Origin of the sequence: Streptomyces sp. NPDC012466, from assembly GCF_042955215.1 — a bacterium.
In the GTDB taxonomy this organism is placed as follows: domain Bacteria; phylum Actinomycetota; class Actinomycetes; order Streptomycetales; family Streptomycetaceae; genus Streptomyces.
Window position 1 is genome coordinate 1333979 of sequence record NZ_JBIBEQ010000001.1, and the last position, 14000, is coordinate 1347978.

The following is a 14000-nucleotide window of genomic DNA, read 5'->3' on the forward strand; positions in this document are numbered from 1 at the left end:
GGGGCTGGTGACCATGCTGTCGAAGTTCCCTTACCTGAGGCAGGACTTCCTCGCCTCCATCGTCGTCTTCCTGGTCGCCGTACCGCTGTGCGTCGGCGTCGCGGTCGCATCCGGCGTTCCCGCGGAGCTGGGCCTGATCACCGGCATCGTGGGCGGGATCGTCACCGGGCTCATGCGCGGCAGCAGCCTCCAGGTCTCCGGGCCCGCCGCCGGCCTGACCGTGCTGGTCTTCGAGGCCGTCAGCGAGTTCGGGGTGGCCACGCTCGGCGTGATCGTGCTGTTCGCCGGGCTGCTCCAGCTCGCCATGGGCTTCTTCGGGATAGGCCGCTGGTTCAGGGCGATTTCCGTCTCCGTCGTCGAGGGCATGCTCTGCGGAATCGGTCTGGTGATCATCGCCGGGCAGATCTACGCGGCAGCGGGCCTGAAGGCCCCGGAGTCCGGTCTCGGCAAGATCGCGGGCCTGCCCGGGGCGTTCGCCGACGCGCTCGGCAGCACCGAGGCCCTGGCCTCCCTCGCGATCGGCGCGGGCACCATCGCCGTCATCGTGCTGTGGAAGAAGCTGCCGAAGGCGGTTCAGACCGTGCCCGGCGCCCTCGCCGCGGTCATCCTGGCCACGGTCGCCGTGCTCGCCTTCGGCCTGCCGGTCGCCACCGTCCAGGTGGAGGGTCTGCTCGGCGTCATCCAGCCGCCCGGGGCCGAGGCTTTCGGCGAGCTGGCCAACCCGGCCATCTGGGGCACCATCATCGCCTTCGCGCTGATCGCCTCCGCGGAGAGCCTGTTCAGCGCGGCGGCCGTGGACCGGCTGCACGACGGTCCGCGCACCGAGTACAACAAGGAGATGGTCGCCCAGGGCGCGGGCAACACCCTGTGCGGTCTGCTCGGCGCGCTGCCGATGACCGCGGTGATCGTGCGCAGCTCCGCCAACGTCAACGCGGGCGCGAAGACCAAGGCGTCGCGTGTGCTGCACGGCGTGTGGCTGCTGCTGTTCGCCGCCGCGATGCCGTGGGCCCTGGCGCTGATACCGATCCCCGCCCTGGCCGGCATCCTCGTGCACGCCGGCTGGAAGCTGATCCCGTTCAGCCAGATCACGGCGCTGTGGCGGGAGCACAAGGGCGAAGCGCTGATCCTGGTCGTCACCGCGGTGTCGATCGTCGCGGTGAACATGTTCGAGGGCGTGCTCATCGGTCTGGCCCTGTCGGTCGTGAAGACCGCCTGGGAGGCCTCGCACATCAAGCTCGAGATCATCGACAAGGGCGCCGGCCCGATCCAGGCGTACCTGTCCGGCAACGCGACCTTCCTGCGGTTGCCGAAGATCCTCGACAACCTGGAGGGCCTGCCGCAGGACCGCCCGGTCGTGCTGGACCTCTCGGGCCTGCACCACCTCGACCACGCCTGCCGGACGGCCCTGGAGAACTGGGCCGCGCGGCACAGTGCGACGGGCACCGAGCCGGTGAAGGTCACGGAGCCCGTCGGGGCCCCGACGGAGAAGGTCACCGCCGCCTAGCGGACGGCCGACCCACCCGATCCCCGGTCCGGGGCGCGCCGGCTGCGCGCCCCGGACCACTCGCGTCCGCTCCCGTTCCGCCCCGGCCCGCAGGGCGTGGCCCCGCACCGCGATCCGGGCATATCGTTACAGAAGGCGAAGATTTCGGACCTCTGAACGGGGAGGTCGGCATGGTCGAAGAGCTGGTCGGTGTGGTGGTCGCGGCCGGCGCCGGGGCACTGGTGTATCTGGCCTCCGCGGCGCGGGTCGTCAAGCAGTACGAGCGCGGCGTCGTCTTCCGGCTCGGGCGGCTGCACGGGGAGGTGCGGCGGCCCGGCTTCACTCTCGTCGTCCCCGCGGTGGACCGGATGCGCAAGGTCAACCTGCAGATCGTGACCATGCCGATCCCCGCCCAGGAGGGCATCACCCGCGACAACGTGACCGTGCGGGTCGACGCGGTGGTGTACTTCAAGGTCGTGGACCCGGCGGCCGCGATCGTCAACGTCGAGGACTACCGCTTCGCCGTCTCGCAGATGGCGCAGACCTCGCTGCGCTCGATCATCGGCAAGAGCGAGCTGGACGACCTGCTGTCCAACCGGGAGAAGCTCAACCAGGGCCTGGAGCTGATGATCGACAGCCCGGCCGTGGAGTGGGGCGTGACCATCGACCGCGTGGAGATCAAGGACGTCTCCCTGCCGGACACCATGAAGCGTTCCATGGCCCGCCAGGCGGAGGCCGACCGGGAGCGGCGGGCCCGGCTGATCAACGCCGACGCCGAGTACCAGGCCTCCAAGAAGCTGTCCCAGGCCGCCCAGCAGATGGCCGACACGCCCTCGGCGCTCCAGCTCCGGCTGCTGCAGACCGTCATGGCGGTGGCGGCGGAGAAGAACTCCACGCTGGTCCTGCCCATCCCGGTGGAGCTGCTGCGGTTCCTGGAGCGGGGCCAGCAGCCCCCCGCGCAGAGCGCGGGACACGCCGAGGCGGCGGACCGGGCGGAACTGGCGGAGGGCGCCGTCGACCGTACGGAACAGGCCGAAGAGGCCATGGAGCAGCTGCGGCGCGCGGTCGAGCAGTGACCCGCGCTACGCGCGTGGTTCCCGCCGCCCGCACCAGGTGATAGACACAGCGGGATCACAGTTCCTGTCCGCCAGCAGGAAGGTTTCCCCATGACCGCATCCGGTCGCTCCGCCACACGACGTCAGATGCTCGCCGGAACGGGCGCCCTGGGCGTCGGGATCGCGTTCTCCGGCGCCCTGTCCGAACTCTTCGCCGGCACCGCCGCCGCTCAGGGCCTCGGCCGCACCGGCTACGGCCCGCTCGTCCCCGACCCCGAGGGCGTCCTCGACCTGCCGGAGGGGTTCCACTACCGGATCCTCTCCCGCGAGGGGGACGAACTCCGCTCCGGCGAGGGCAAGGTCCCCTCCAACCACGACGGCATGTCGGCCTTCCCGGGCAGAGGCGGCCGTGTCCACCTGGTCCGCAACCACGAGAACCGCGCCAACGGCAAGGTGCCGGTCCCGGCCGTCGAGGGTCTCACCTACGACCCGGCCGCCAAGGGCGGCTGTACGGCGCTGACGCTGGACTCCCACAACCGGGTCCGGTCGGAACGCGTCGCGATCGCCGGTACGGCCGTGAACTGCGCGGGCGGCCCCACCCCTTGGGACACCTGGCTGACCTGCGAGGAGACCGAGGACAAGGCCGGCACCAACGGCTACACCAAGGACCACGGCTTCATCTTCGAGGTCGACCCGGCCGACCCGCACCGCAGCGGGGCCGTGCCGCTGACGGCGATGGGCCGCTTCGCGCACGAGGCGATCGCCGTCGACCCCCGGCGGGGTGTGGTGTACGAGACCGAGGACGCCTTCGAGAAGCCCTTCGGCCTCTTCTACCGCTTTCTGCCGGAGCGCCCGCTGGGCGGACGGGGTTCGCTGCGCGCGGGCGGCCGGCTCCAGGCCATGCGCGTGCCGGGGGTGCCGGACCTGTCCTCCGTCCAGGACGTCGGCGCCGAGTTCGACCGCATCGAGTGGGTGGACGTCCCGGACCCGCAGGCCGCACAGACGCCGATCCGGTTCCAGGACTTCGGCCGCGGGGGCATCACGCACGCCCAGAAGCTGGAGGGCTGCTACTGGGGCGGCCGGTCGGTGTACTTCGTGTCGTCCTTCGCCCGCCGCTCGGACGGTTCGGCCGCCGACCACTTCGGGCAGGTCTGGCGCTACGACCCGGAGCGCCGCCGGCTCACCCTGGTGATCGTGTTCGGCCCGGACACCGATGTGCAGTTGCCGGGCGAGTCGCCGGACAACATCTGCCTGGCGCCCAGCGGCGGACTCATGGTGTGCGAGGACGGCAACGGCGCCCAGCACGTCTTCGGTGTCACCAGGCGGGGCGAGGTCTACGCGATGGCCCGCAACCGGCAGAACATCGGCACCGAGCAGGAGCCCGAGTGGGGCGAGTTCGCCGGGGTGACCTTCTCGCCCGACGGCGACACGATGTACGTCAACTGCTACACGCCCGGCACCACGTTCGCGGTGACGGGCCCCTGGCGCCGCTAGCCGGCGCTCAGTTGCCGGACGGGACGCCGGCGAGACCCGGCGTCCCGCCGAACCAGAGGCACAGGACCTCAAGGGGGCCCGATGACACACAAGGACAGCACCCCGCTGCGGGACCGGCTCCGCCTCCCGCCGGGCCAACCGGTCCACCTGACCCGGTACGACGCCGCCGCCACCCCCGCCGGCCCGGACGGCAAGGCGGCGGGCAGGGCCGCCACGGACCGTGTCGGCGAGCGGCTGGCCGTCCTCCAGGAGCGGCTGTGGGCGGCGAGCACCAAGGGCGACCGGCGCCGGGTCCTGCTGGTCCTGCAGGGCATGGACACCAGCGGCAAGGGCGGCACGGTCAAGCACGTCATCGGCCTGCTCAACCCGTCCGGCTGCCGGATCACCGCGTTCAAGGCGCCCACCGCCGAGGAGCGCGCGCACCCCTTCCTGTGGCGGGTGGAGCAGGCGCTCCCGACCCACGGCGAGCTGGGCATCTTCGACCGCTCCCACTACGAGGACGTGCTGATCGCCCGCGTCCGGGAGCTCGCACCCGCCACCGAGATCGCACGGCGTTACGAGCAGATCAACCGCTTCGAGCGGTTGCTCGCCGACGACGGCGTGACCCTGGTCAAGTGCTTCCTGCACCTCTCCTACGGCGAGCAGCGCCGCCGGCTGCTCAAACGCCTCGACAAGCCGGAGAAGCACTGGAAGTTCGCCGCTTCCGACATCGACGACCGTGCCCTGTGGCCCGCGTTCCAGGAGGCCTACGAGATCGCCCTGGGGCGCTGCGGCACCTCGTACGCGCCCTGGTACCTGGTCCCGGCCGATCACAAGTGGTACCGCAACTGGGCGGTCAGCACCCTGCTCCTGGAGCACTTCGAGGAGCTGGATCCGCGGTATCCGGAGGCGGACTTCGACGTGGACGAGTGCCGCAGACGGCTGCTGGAGCAGCCCTGATCGGTCCGCTCAGGCGGCCAGCAGGGCGTCGATCTGGCCGACGGCCTCCGTCAGGCCCTCCTCCATGCCCATGGCGACCATCTGCTCCATCTGCTCGCGGGAGTCGAACAGGGAGCGCATCTCCATGCGGGTGCCGCCCTCGTGCTCGCTGAGCCGCACCCGCACGGACGTGGTCGGCATGTCGGTCTTGGGCTTGCCGTCGTCGTCGGCGAAACCGTCGGTGAACTCCAGGGCGGTCGGCTCGCTGACCGAGGTGATCCGCCACCAGCCGCGATGCCGGTCGCCCTCCGGGCCGGTCATGAAGTAGGCGATCTCCCCACCGGGGGTCAGGTCGTGCGCCTCCACGGTCGCCGGATAGCTCGGCGGGCCCCACCAGCGCTCCAGCTGCCGGGGGTCGGCCCACAGCCGCCACACCCGCTCGAGCGGGGCGGCGAAGTCGGCGATCAGGGTGAGGGTGAGGTTGTCGAGGTCCTTGTCGACACTGGTGACGCTCATCGTCCGGGTCCTTCCGTCGGGTCGTTCTCTGCGGTTCCGGTGTCCTCGGCGAGCAGCCGGGCCATGCGGTCCACCCGCCCGCGCCACGCCGACTCGAGTGCGTCCAGGGCCTGTCGCGCGCGGCCCACCGCGTCGGGGTCGGTGCGCACGAGCTGCTCCCGTCCGCTGCGCTGCTTGGTGACCAGACCCGCCCGTTCCAGCACCGCGACGTGCTTCTGCACCGCGGCGAAGCTCATCGGGTAGGACTCGGCCAGCCGGGACACCGACAGCTCGCCGCGCACGCAGCGGCGCAGTATGTCCCGGCGCGTGGTGTCGGCCAGGGCGTGGAACAGCCGGTCCACCGTCTCGTCGCTCAGCTCATCTACAACCATTTGGTTGTATGTTAGTCCCGCTCGACCCTTCTGTACAGCGACCCGCCCGACACTGAAGCGGGCGGACCGGGGTACTCGATGCTCCATGGGCGAAAAGCAGCAGGTCAGCAGCTCGTACTGGCTCGAGACCGCGCCGGACGGTCACCACCCGCCGCTGACGGATGACCTGGACGTCGACGTGGCGGTCATCGGCGCCGGGATCGCCGGGCTGTCGACGGCGTGGGAGCTGACACGGGCCGGGCGCAGCGTGGCCGTGCTGGAGGCCGGCCGGGTCGCGGCCGGCGTCACCGGGCACACCACCGCCAAGGTCACGGCCCTGCACACACTGGTCTACGACAAGCTGCGGCGCACCCGGGGCCCCGAGGGCGCGCGGCTGTACGCGCGGTCCCAGGTCGAGGCCATCGAGCACGCGGCCCGGATCGCCGGGGAACTGGGCGTCGACTGTGAGTGGGAGACGAGGAGCGCCTACACCTACGCCCGCGACGAGGGCCGAGTGGAGGAGCTGCGCGCGGAGGCCCGGGCCGCGGCCGAGGCCGGGCTGCCCGCCTCGTTCGTCACGGAGACCGGGCTGCCCTTCCCGGTGGCGGGCGCGGTCCGGGTCACCGGACAGGCCCAGTTCCACCCGCGCAAGTACCTGCTGGCCCTCGCCGCCGACCTGGTGGAGCACGGCGGGCGGATCTACGAGGACACCACCGTTCTCGGCCTGGACGAGGGCGAGCCGTGCCGGGTGTCCACCGCGACGGGGGCGACCGTCCGGGCCCGGGACGTCGTCGTCGCGACGCACTACCCGATCTTCGACCGGGCCCTGCTCTTCGCGCGCCTGTCCACGCGCCGCGAACTGGTGGTCGCCGGGACGATCCCCGCGGAGCAGGACCCGGACGGCATGTTCATCACCCCCGACGAGGAGACCCGCTCGGTGCGCACCGCGCCGTACGAGGGCGACCGGCGGCTGCTCATCGTCACCGGTGAGCACTTCACACCGGGCACGGGCGACCCGCGGGCCCGTTTCGAACGCCTCACCGCCTGGGCCACCGGCCACTTCCCGGACCTGGAGATCACCCACCGCTGGGCCACCCAGGACACCGAACCCACGGACACCGTGCCGATGGTCGGCCCGCTGCACCAGGGAGCCCGGCACGCCTATGTGGCCACCGGCTTCGGCGGCTGGGGCATGACCGGCGGCATCATGGCGGGCCGGCTGCTGAGCGCGCAGATCACGGGCGAGGAGTGCGAGTGGAGCGCGCTGTACGACCCGCGCCGGGTGAAGGCCGCGGTGCGTGAGGCGCCGACGTTCCTCAAGACCCAGGCCAAGGTCGCCGGGCACTTCGTGGGCGACCGGCTGCGCCCTTCCCCGCCGGTGGAGTCCCTGCCGCCCGGCGAGGGCGCCGTGGTCCGCGCCGACGGCCGGCGCCTGGCGGTGTACCGGGACGACGACGGCCGGCTCCACGCCGTCTCCGCCCGCTGCACCCACCTGGGGTGCCTGGTCGACTTCAACGCCGCCGAACGCGCCTGGGAGTGCCCCTGCCACGGCTCCCGTTTCGACACGGACGGCAAGGTGATCCAGGGCCCGGCGACCAAGCCGCTGGAGCAGCACGACCTGTGACGACCGCCCGGGCCTACGCTGGACGTATGAGCGAGGACGACTACTGCCTGATCGACGCGACCAGGCCGCCCGCGGCGGAGGGGCCGCCGTACGCGGAGTGCGTGCTGTGCCGGGAGCCGACGGAGTATCCCGAGTCGTACAAGGGCATCACGCTCTGCCCCGTCTGCGAATGGCAGGAGGCGCAGCGCACCGCCTGCTCAGGGTGATCTGCGGGAGGCCAGCGCACCGGCCAGGGCCAGCGCCCCGGCCGTGACCAGGGCCGCCGCGGCCAGGGGCAGCAGCGGCAGCGGGACGGTGCCCTGCCGCGAGCCGGTGACCAGGCCCTGCACGGCCGCCTGGGCCGGTGAGCCGGTGGCGACCAGAGACAGCAGCGCCGCGAGCAGCAGGGCGAGGACGGCCCGGCCCGGCGACCGCAGCAGGGGCCGGCTGGTGAGCGCGCCGACGGCCGTGCCGAGCAGGGCGCAGGCCAGGGCGGCGAGCAGCCCGGCCCCGCAGGCGGCGGCGAGCGGCACCCGGGTGCGGTGGTCGGAGGCGACCGGATCGCTGAGCAGCGTCACCGCGAGGACCGCGAGCGTGCCGAGCGCCGTCGCGCCGGCCAGGGCCACCAGCAGACAGGCCACATGAGCCCGCGCGGGCCCGGCGGCCGCCGCCACACAGCCCCGTGCCGCGTCCGGCTCGCCCGTGACGCAGATCCGGGCCAGCCACGCCGCGACGGGCAGCAACGCGGCGGCCGTGTAGCCGAGCGAGTCGAGCACGGGCTGCCCGGCCTGGATGCTGACGGCGAGGAAGGCCGCGTACAGCAGGAACGGCGGCAGCCAGCGCTGCGAGCGCATCAGCAGGGCGGCGTGGTAGCGCGTGAGGGCGGTCATCCCTGCCTCCCCGAAGCCGTCGTCCGCGGGGACACGCTCACCACGTGCCAGGGCGGACGGGCCGTCAGCAGGGTGCGCAGCAGGACGTCGGAGTGCGGTGCGGGGACGGTGAGGCGGTAGCCGCCCGGGGCGGTCTCGTCGGCGGAGGCGATGATCCGTCGTACGTCGTCGGGGAGCCGTCCGTCCGGCGGGCCCTGTACGTCGACGGTGACCTGCGGGCCGGACGGGCCCGGCTCGGGTGACGCGCCCTGGACGAGGCCTCCGTCGCGCACGGCGTACGTGGCGTCCGGCAGGCCCGCGAGGCGGCGAGGGTCGTGGTCGACGAAGACCACGGATCCGCCGGCCGCCGTGCGTTCGGCGACGGCGCGCTCCAACTCGGCGCGGGCCTCGGTGTCCAGTCCGGTCCACGCCTCGTCCAGCACCAGCAGCTCCGGCTCCGCCATCAGGGCCTGGGCGACCGCGAGCTTCTGGCTGCTGCCCTTCGACAGCCGGGACATCGGCGTCCCGGCGTACGCGGCGGCGCCGAGGCGCTCCAGCCACTCCCCGGCGGCCCGCACGGCCGCGGAGCGGGTCAGGCCGTGCACGGCGCCGAGGTGGGTGAGATAGCCGGCCGCGGTGAAGGGCAGGGCCGGCGGGAACCGCTCGGGGACGTACGCCGTGCGCGGCCGGCCGGTGACGCGGCCCTCGCTCGGGGCGTCGATGCCGGCGATCAGCCGCAGCAGCGTGGACTTGCCGCTGCCGTTGGCGCCCTCGACACGGACGAGCCGGCCCGGGGCCACCCTCAGGTCGACACCGCGCAGCACCCAGGGGCCGCGCAGACCGTACCGTCGGCCCGCGTTCCGCAGGCACAGGTCGGGTCGCATGGGCCCCATCCTGCACGATCTTCCGACTGGCACACTGGGTTTCGTGAGTGAAGACCCGACGCCCGTGAGCGACAGTCCCTTCCGGTCCGAGCCCTCTTCGCGCGACGAGGCGCCGCAGTTCGTGCTGCCCCTGGTCGTGCGGATCGAGCGGGCGGACCCCCCGCCGCGCACGGACGCGCTGGAGACGGCCGCGCGGGCCGTGCTGACGATCCTGGCCGACGAGCGGTCGGCCGGTGAGGGCGAGTGGGCCGGGGCGATGCGGGACTGGCAGGACGCCCGGATCCGCAAGGTGGTGCGGCGGGCGCGCGGCGCCGAGTGGCGGCGGGCCGAGGCGCTGGACGGCATCACGGTCACCGGCAAGTCGGCGGAGGTGCGGGTCTTCCCGCCCGTCCCCCTGGACGGCTGGCCCAAGGACCTGGCCAGGCTCCAGGTGTCCGGCACCGACCTGGACGACCCGGAGCCGCCGGTGGACGCGGACCCGGCCGCTCCCGTGCTGTGGCTGAACCCGGACCTCGGCATGTCGGCCGGGAAGGCGATGGCGCAGGCGGGCCACGCCGCCCAACTGGCCTGGTGGGAGTTGTCCGACGAGGAGCGGACGGCCTGGCGGGAGGCGGGCTTCCCCCTCGCCGTCCGCACGGCCGATGCGGACCGCTGGCCCGGACTGACCGGCAGCGGGCTGCCGTTGGTGCGCGACGCGGGATTCACGGAGATCGCGCCCGGCTCGTGCACGGTGGTGGCGGACCACCCGGCGCTGCGCGAGGAGCCGCACGGGACGAGCGGCCCGGCGTCCACCCGTTCGGAGTAGCCGCGGGCGCGGCGGCCGTGGACGAGTGCTCCAGTGGGGTTACCAGTCGACCCGACCCAGGAGGCAGCCATGTCCAGCGCCGCGCCCCCTCCCCCCGCCCCGCCCCGCCCGCCTCCGACGACCGGATGCCCGGCGGCCCCGGCCCGGGCCACTCCGGTGACCCGTGGGCGGCGGGGGGTCTCGCTCTCGGCGGCATCCTGATGGTCGTCTACGGCCTCTTCGCGGTGCTCCAGGGCATCGCGGCGATCGCCGGCGACGAGGTGTACACGAGCTTCGGCCAGTACTCCTTCGAGTTCGACCTGACCGCGTGGGGCTGGATCCATCTGATCGTCGGTGTGCTGGTGGTGGCCGCCGGGTGCGGCCTGTTCACCGGGGCCGCCTGGGCGCGGGTCGTGAGCGCGATCGTGGTCGGCCTGGCGCTGATCGCGAACTTCCTCTGGCTGCCGTACCAGCCCTTCTGGTCGATCATCATGATCGTGACCGGCCTGTTCGTCCTGTGGTCGGTGTTCAACTACCGCTCCTCCCGCCCGGTGTAGGGCGCCCGGTCAGGAAGTAGGCGGCGGGCGCCGCTCGCGCTCCGCGACCACCGCGTGCATCCGGCGCGTCAGCGCGGTGGCCGCCGCCGTGAGAAAGACGAACGTGTAGACGATCTGCACGACGGTCACCAGGCGGGCCTCCTGCCCGCGCGGGGTGATGTCGCCGTAGCCGACGGTCGCGAGCGTGACGACGGTGAAGTACAGCGCGTCGATGCGAGTGCGCAGGCCGGTGAACTGACCCGGCTGCTGGGCGAGGGCGTAGTACCCGGACGAGAAGACCAGCACGGCCAGGCACATCAGCAGCGAGATCATGATGCCGGACCGGGCCTGCGGCTTCTCCAGCACGATGTCGCGCACGTGGCGCAGCAGCAGCGTGGCGACGAGAGCCAGGCACAGCACGAACAGCGGCCGGCCCAGCCAGGGGCGGTCGGCGCCGAGCCCCTCCAGCGGCAGCAGGAAGTAGGCCGTGCCGACTGCCAGGAGCAGGGCTCCGGCCCCGAGCCGCAGCCGGCGGACGGCGGCCGTCCCGGACTCCGGTTCCCGCTTCCGCGCGGGGCGCTGCGGCTGCTCGCTGCCTTCGGACATGCCTCCGGTCTACGACGTGTCAGGGGCCGGCGCGATCCTTGCGCCTCCGTCGGTGGGGGCGAGAAGCGGGGCGCCGAACCTCAAATGTTGCTCTGAAGGCGGGCCGGGTGGGGTTCGGGCGCGGACGGCTGGGCCATACCCCCCTCACGTTCGAGGAACGGGCCGGGTGGAGGAGGGGACGATGGAGCGACTGGGGACGGGCATCGGGTGGCGGCCGGAGATCGCGGACGCCGTGGAGCGGATGCCGGGGATCGACTGGGTCGAGGCCGTGGCCGAGAACGTCTGCCCCGGGCACCTGCCCGACTCGCTGCGGCGGCTGCGCGAGCGCGGCGTCACCGTGGTGCCGCACGGCGTCTCGCTCGGCCTCGGGGGTGCGGACCGGCCCGACGCGGGCCGGCTGACCGCACTGGCCGAGCGTGCCCAGGCGCTGGGCTCGCCGCTGGTCACCGAGCACATCGCGTTCGTACGGGCGGGCGGATCACTGACGGCGTCCCCGCATCTGGAGGCGGGCCACCTGCTGCCCGTCCCGCGGACCCGGGACGCCCTGGACGTGCTCTGCGAGAACGTGCGCATCGCGCAGGACTCACTGCCGGTGCCGCTGGCGGTGGAGAACATCGCCGCGCTGATCTGCTGGCCGGGCGAGGAGATGACGGAGGGCCAGTTCCTCTACGACCTCGCCGACCGCACGGGTGTCCGTCTCCTGATCGACGTGGCCAACCTGCACACCAACCACGTCAACCGCGGCGAGGACCCGGCCAAGGCCCTCGCCGAGCTCCCCCTGGAGGCCATCGCCTACGTCCACGTCGCCGGCGGTTTCGAACGCGACGGCGTCTGGCACGACAGCCACGCCCACCCCGTTCCCCGGCCGGTCCTCGACATCCTCACGGACCTCGCCTCCCGCGTCTGTCCCGCGGGTGTCCTCCTGGAACGAGACGAGAACTTCCCGGAACCGGCGGAACTCGAGGGCGAGTTGACCTCGATCCGCCGGGCGCTGGAGGCGGGGGCGGTCGAGCGCGTGAAGACGCAGTTCCGCTCGACGGTCCTCGCGGCCGCGGGGCGGGCGCAGGCCGGACGGCGCGACGAGGCGCCGGTGCGGGCCGGCTCCGGGCGGCGGGACGAAGCCGGGCGTGTCGACGGTGGTCTGTTCGCAGGCGCCGGCGCAGGACCGCGGGAAGAGGCCCGGGGCGACGGCGCCGGGCCGCGGGGCCATGAGACCGGGGCGGTCGAGGCGACACGGGGCGCCTTCGGCCTGCCCCACCAACAGGGCGTCGACGGCGCTCGGCAGCGGCTCGGGCTGGCGCAGGCCGCGCTGCTGTCGGCGCTGGTCGCGGGAACGCCCGTGCCCGAGGGGTTCGACCGGACGCGGATCGGCGTACAGGCGCGGGCGCTCGCCGCGAAGCGGGCGGATGTCGTGGCGAAGGTCGCTCCGGAGTTGCCGGTGATCCTCGGGGCCGAGTACCGCACGGCGTTCCTCGGCTACGCCCAGACCCGTCCGATGACCGCCGGTTACCGGCGCGACGCCCTCACCTTCGCCGAGCACCTGCTGTCCACCGGGCACCCCGGGGACACGCAGGCACGGCGGGAGCTGCGGGAGTGGTGGCTGGAACGGTCGGGTCCGACGCCACGCTCCCGCCGCCCGGCCCACCGGTTCGCCCGCGCCACGCGCCGCGTCCTGCTGCGGCGCTGAGGGGAGCACGCCCGGTCCGCGCTCTCACCCGCCGTCGGTACCACGCCCCTCCCCCTCGCCTCGTTCGTGTCCCGGGCGTGACCCGCCGGTGGCAGCGGCCTGCTTCTCCGGCACCGCATCGCCGGCCAGAGTCTCGCCCCGGCCGTCCTGGAGGCCACGGGCTACGTCGACTTCGACGCCGTGGCCCGCGATCTGGCCGGCGACAGCGCTCCCCCGGGCGTCGACCCGGGGCCGGCCGTACCGCCGCCCGCGTCCCCGTCGCCGGACGACACGCTCCCGCCACCCGCCTACAGCCCGCCGCCGGGCTGAAACGGAACGTCACATACCGACAACACTCCGTCCGGATCGTGAACGAGGCATGGTGCTTTCGGGACCGTGTCACATACAAACAACATATGCTCTGGGTTCTTTTCCTGCTGGCGGCCTGGGCCGTGGCCGGTACGGCGTGCACGCGTCTGTGCCTGGCCGCCGTACGCGCCGCGGCCGTGGACACGGACACCGGCCGGGGGCGTGAACTCACGCTGTACGAGGCCGCGTTCCTCTCCGGCGGCCCCCGGCGGGTCGCCGACGTCACCTTGGTCGCCATGGCCCGCCAGCGCCGTCTGCTCCTCGCCCGCACCGGCTGGGCCACGGTCGTCGACCCACGCGGGCGGGACGAGATGGAGCGGTCGGTGATAGGGGCCATCGGCCCCGAGGGGCAGTCCCGCATCGCGCCGGTGCGGGCCACGGCCGCCACGGCGGACGCGGTGCGCGGAATCGCCGAGGGGCTGGAGCGCGCGGGGCTCGCGGTGCCGGACAGCGCCCGTACCACCGTCGCGAGCGCCGTCCGGCAGGTGCGCGGGGCGGCCGTCGCCGTCCTCGGACTGGGCGTGGCCGCGCTGCTGACACCCGCCCCGCCGGACATGCCGCGGCATCTGATCGCCCTGTGGTTCGCGCTGCCGCTCGCCCTGACGCTGAGCTGCCTCGCCGTCGCGCGGGTCGAGATCCACCCCTACTCGCGCTGGGCCTCCCCGGCCGGTCAGCGGCTGCTCGGCGCGCTGACCCGGACCGCGGACGGCGCCGCCGACGACCGTACGTACCTCACCTCGGTGGCCGTACGCGGCGTCCGCGCGATCGGCGAACCGGATCTGCGCGCCGCGTTCACGCACCGCGAGTCGCACGACTGACCGACCGGCGGCGCACACGGGGCATCCGGCCCGACACCGGCGGACAGTG

General features: G+C 73.4%; 15 protein-coding genes. 10 read left to right on the top strand and 5 right to left on the bottom strand.

Annotated features, from left to right (window positions below):
* Positions 1-13 precede the first annotated feature (13 nt).
* From ACFY9E_RS05975 to ACFY9E_RS05990, 4 genes are all read left to right on the top strand, one after another.
* A complete protein-coding gene (locus tag ACFY9E_RS05975) occupies positions 14-1504 on the top strand; it encodes a SulP family inorganic anion transporter (RefSeq protein WP_390979708.1) in 1491 nt (496 codons plus the stop codon).
* A 170-nt stretch (positions 1505-1674) separates the two neighbouring features.
* Positions 1675-2559 (top strand): SPFH domain-containing protein, encoded by an 885-nt coding sequence (locus ACFY9E_RS05980; protein WP_390979709.1) that lies wholly within the window; start codon positions 1675-1677, stop codon positions 2557-2559.
* A 90-nt stretch (positions 2560-2649) separates the two neighbouring features.
* Positions 2650-4032 carry an alkaline phosphatase PhoX gene (locus ACFY9E_RS05985; RefSeq protein WP_390979711.1) on the top strand — a complete coding sequence of 461 codons (1383 nt, stop codon included), beginning with the start codon at positions 2650-2652 and terminating at the stop codon, positions 4030-4032.
* An 81-nt stretch (positions 4033-4113) separates the two neighbouring features.
* On the top strand, positions 4114-4971 hold the full coding sequence (locus ACFY9E_RS05990) for a PPK2 family polyphosphate kinase (protein ID WP_390979713.1): 858 nt from the start codon (positions 4114-4116) through the stop codon (positions 4969-4971).
* Between the two features lie 9 nt (positions 4972-4980).
* Here the strand turns inward: ACFY9E_RS05990 and ACFY9E_RS05995 are convergent, their stop codons facing one another.
* On the bottom strand, positions 4981-5466 hold the full coding sequence (locus ACFY9E_RS05995) for an SRPBCC domain-containing protein (protein ID WP_390979715.1): 486 nt from the start codon (positions 5464-5466) through the stop codon (positions 4981-4983).
* The gene (locus ACFY9E_RS06000) at positions 5463-5837 is read right to left on the bottom strand and encodes a metalloregulator ArsR/SmtB family transcription factor (protein WP_390979717.1); all 375 of its coding nucleotides are present in this window, start codon (positions 5835-5837) and stop codon (positions 5463-5465) included. Before ACFY9E_RS06000 ends, ACFY9E_RS05995 begins: the two co-directional genes overlap by 4 nt.
* A gap of 85 nt (positions 5838-5922) precedes the next feature.
* Between ACFY9E_RS06000 and ACFY9E_RS06005 the strand changes: the two genes are divergently transcribed.
* Complete coding sequence (locus tag ACFY9E_RS06005; protein WP_390979719.1) at positions 5923-7440, top strand: FAD-dependent oxidoreductase; 1518 nt, start codon at positions 5923-5925, stop codon at positions 7438-7440.
* 26 nt (positions 7441-7466) lie between these two features.
* The gene (locus tag ACFY9E_RS06010) at positions 7467-7646 is read left to right on the top strand and encodes a hypothetical protein (protein ID WP_390979720.1); all 180 of its coding nucleotides are present in this window, start codon (positions 7467-7469) and stop codon (positions 7644-7646) included.
* Here the strand turns inward: ACFY9E_RS06010 and ACFY9E_RS06015 are convergent.
* Positions 7638-8309 carry an ABC transporter gene (locus tag ACFY9E_RS06015; protein WP_390979722.1) on the bottom strand — a complete coding sequence of 224 codons (672 nt, stop codon included), beginning with the start codon at positions 8307-8309 and terminating at the stop codon, positions 7638-7640. The two genes, ACFY9E_RS06010 and ACFY9E_RS06015, sit on opposite strands and share 9 nt — an antisense overlap.
* A complete protein-coding gene (locus tag ACFY9E_RS06020; RefSeq protein WP_390979724.1) occupies positions 8306-9172 on the bottom strand; it encodes an ATP-binding cassette domain-containing protein in 867 nt (288 codons plus the stop codon). Before ACFY9E_RS06020 ends, ACFY9E_RS06015 begins: the two co-directional genes overlap by 4 nt.
* A 43-nt stretch (positions 9173-9215) precedes the next feature.
* Between ACFY9E_RS06020 and ACFY9E_RS06025 the strand changes: the two genes are divergently transcribed.
* Together ACFY9E_RS06025 and ACFY9E_RS06030 are read left to right on the top strand one after the other, a co-directional pair.
* Positions 9216-9977 carry a peptidyl-tRNA hydrolase gene (locus tag ACFY9E_RS06025; protein WP_390979726.1) on the top strand — a complete coding sequence of 254 codons (762 nt, stop codon included), beginning with the start codon at positions 9216-9218 and terminating at the stop codon, positions 9975-9977.
* Positions 9978-10102: 125 nt separating this feature from the next.
* Positions 10103-10513 (top strand): hypothetical protein, encoded by a 411-nt coding sequence (locus ACFY9E_RS06030; RefSeq protein WP_390979728.1) that lies wholly within the window; start codon positions 10103-10105, stop codon positions 10511-10513.
* A 9-nt stretch (positions 10514-10522) separates the two neighbouring features.
* Here ACFY9E_RS06030 and ACFY9E_RS06035 read toward each other — a convergent pair whose 3' ends face one another.
* Positions 10523-11098, bottom strand: coding sequence for an ion channel (locus ACFY9E_RS06035; RefSeq protein WP_390979730.1), 576 nt, complete (start codon positions 11096-11098; stop codon positions 10523-10525).
* Positions 11099-11279: 181 nt separating this feature from the next.
* Here ACFY9E_RS06035 and ACFY9E_RS06040 point away from each other — a divergent pair, with 181 nt between their 5' ends.
* Together ACFY9E_RS06040 and ACFY9E_RS06045 are read left to right on the top strand one after the other, a co-directional pair.
* On the top strand, positions 11280-12785 hold the full coding sequence (locus tag ACFY9E_RS06040) for a DUF692 family multinuclear iron-containing protein (protein ID WP_390979732.1): 1506 nt from the start codon (positions 11280-11282) through the stop codon (positions 12783-12785).
* Positions 12786-13180: 395 nt separating this feature from the next.
* Complete coding sequence (locus tag ACFY9E_RS06045; protein ID WP_390979734.1) at positions 13181-13951, top strand: TIGR04222 domain-containing membrane protein; 771 nt, start codon at positions 13181-13183, stop codon at positions 13949-13951.
* Positions 13952-14000: the final 49 nt, after the last annotated feature.

Excerpts from the sequence above, each read along its gene's own strand:
- ACFY9E_RS05975 (WP_390979708.1), top strand. The coding sequence starts at position 14 with ATGCTGTCGAAGTTCCCTTACCTGAGGCAGGACTTCCTCGCCTCCATC.
- ACFY9E_RS05980 (WP_390979709.1), top strand. The coding sequence starts at position 1,675 with ATGGTCGAAGAGCTGGTCGGTGTGGTGGTCGCGGCCGGCGCCGGGGCA.
- ACFY9E_RS05985 (WP_390979711.1), top strand. The coding sequence starts at position 2,650 with ATGACCGCATCCGGTCGCTCCGCCACACGACGTCAGATGCTCGCCGGA.
- ACFY9E_RS05990 (WP_390979713.1), top strand. The coding sequence starts at position 4,114 with ATGACACACAAGGACAGCACCCCGCTGCGGGACCGGCTCCGCCTCCCG.
- ACFY9E_RS05995 (WP_390979715.1), bottom strand. The coding sequence starts at position 5,466 with ATGAGCGTCACCAGTGTCGACAAGGACCTCGACAACCTCACCCTCACC.
- ACFY9E_RS06000 (WP_390979717.1), bottom strand. The coding sequence starts at position 5,837 with ATGGTTGTAGATGAGCTGAGCGACGAGACGGTGGACCGGCTGTTCCAC.
- ACFY9E_RS06005 (WP_390979719.1), top strand. The coding sequence starts at position 5,923 with ATGGGCGAAAAGCAGCAGGTCAGCAGCTCGTACTGGCTCGAGACCGCG.
- ACFY9E_RS06010 (WP_390979720.1), top strand. The coding sequence starts at position 7,467 with ATGAGCGAGGACGACTACTGCCTGATCGACGCGACCAGGCCGCCCGCG.
- ACFY9E_RS06015 (WP_390979722.1), bottom strand. The coding sequence starts at position 8,309 with ATGACCGCCCTCACGCGCTACCACGCCGCCCTGCTGATGCGCTCGCAG.
- ACFY9E_RS06020 (WP_390979724.1), bottom strand. The coding sequence starts at position 9,172 with ATGCGACCCGACCTGTGCCTGCGGAACGCGGGCCGACGGTACGGTCTG.
- ACFY9E_RS06030 (WP_390979728.1), top strand. The coding sequence starts at position 10,103 with ATGCCCGGCGGCCCCGGCCCGGGCCACTCCGGTGACCCGTGGGCGGCG.
- ACFY9E_RS06035 (WP_390979730.1), bottom strand. The coding sequence starts at position 11,098 with ATGTCCGAAGGCAGCGAGCAGCCGCAGCGCCCCGCGCGGAAGCGGGAA.
- ACFY9E_RS06040 (WP_390979732.1), top strand. The coding sequence starts at position 11,280 with ATGGAGCGACTGGGGACGGGCATCGGGTGGCGGCCGGAGATCGCGGAC.
- ACFY9E_RS06045 (WP_390979734.1), top strand. The coding sequence starts at position 13,181 with ATGCTCTGGGTTCTTTTCCTGCTGGCGGCCTGGGCCGTGGCCGGTACG.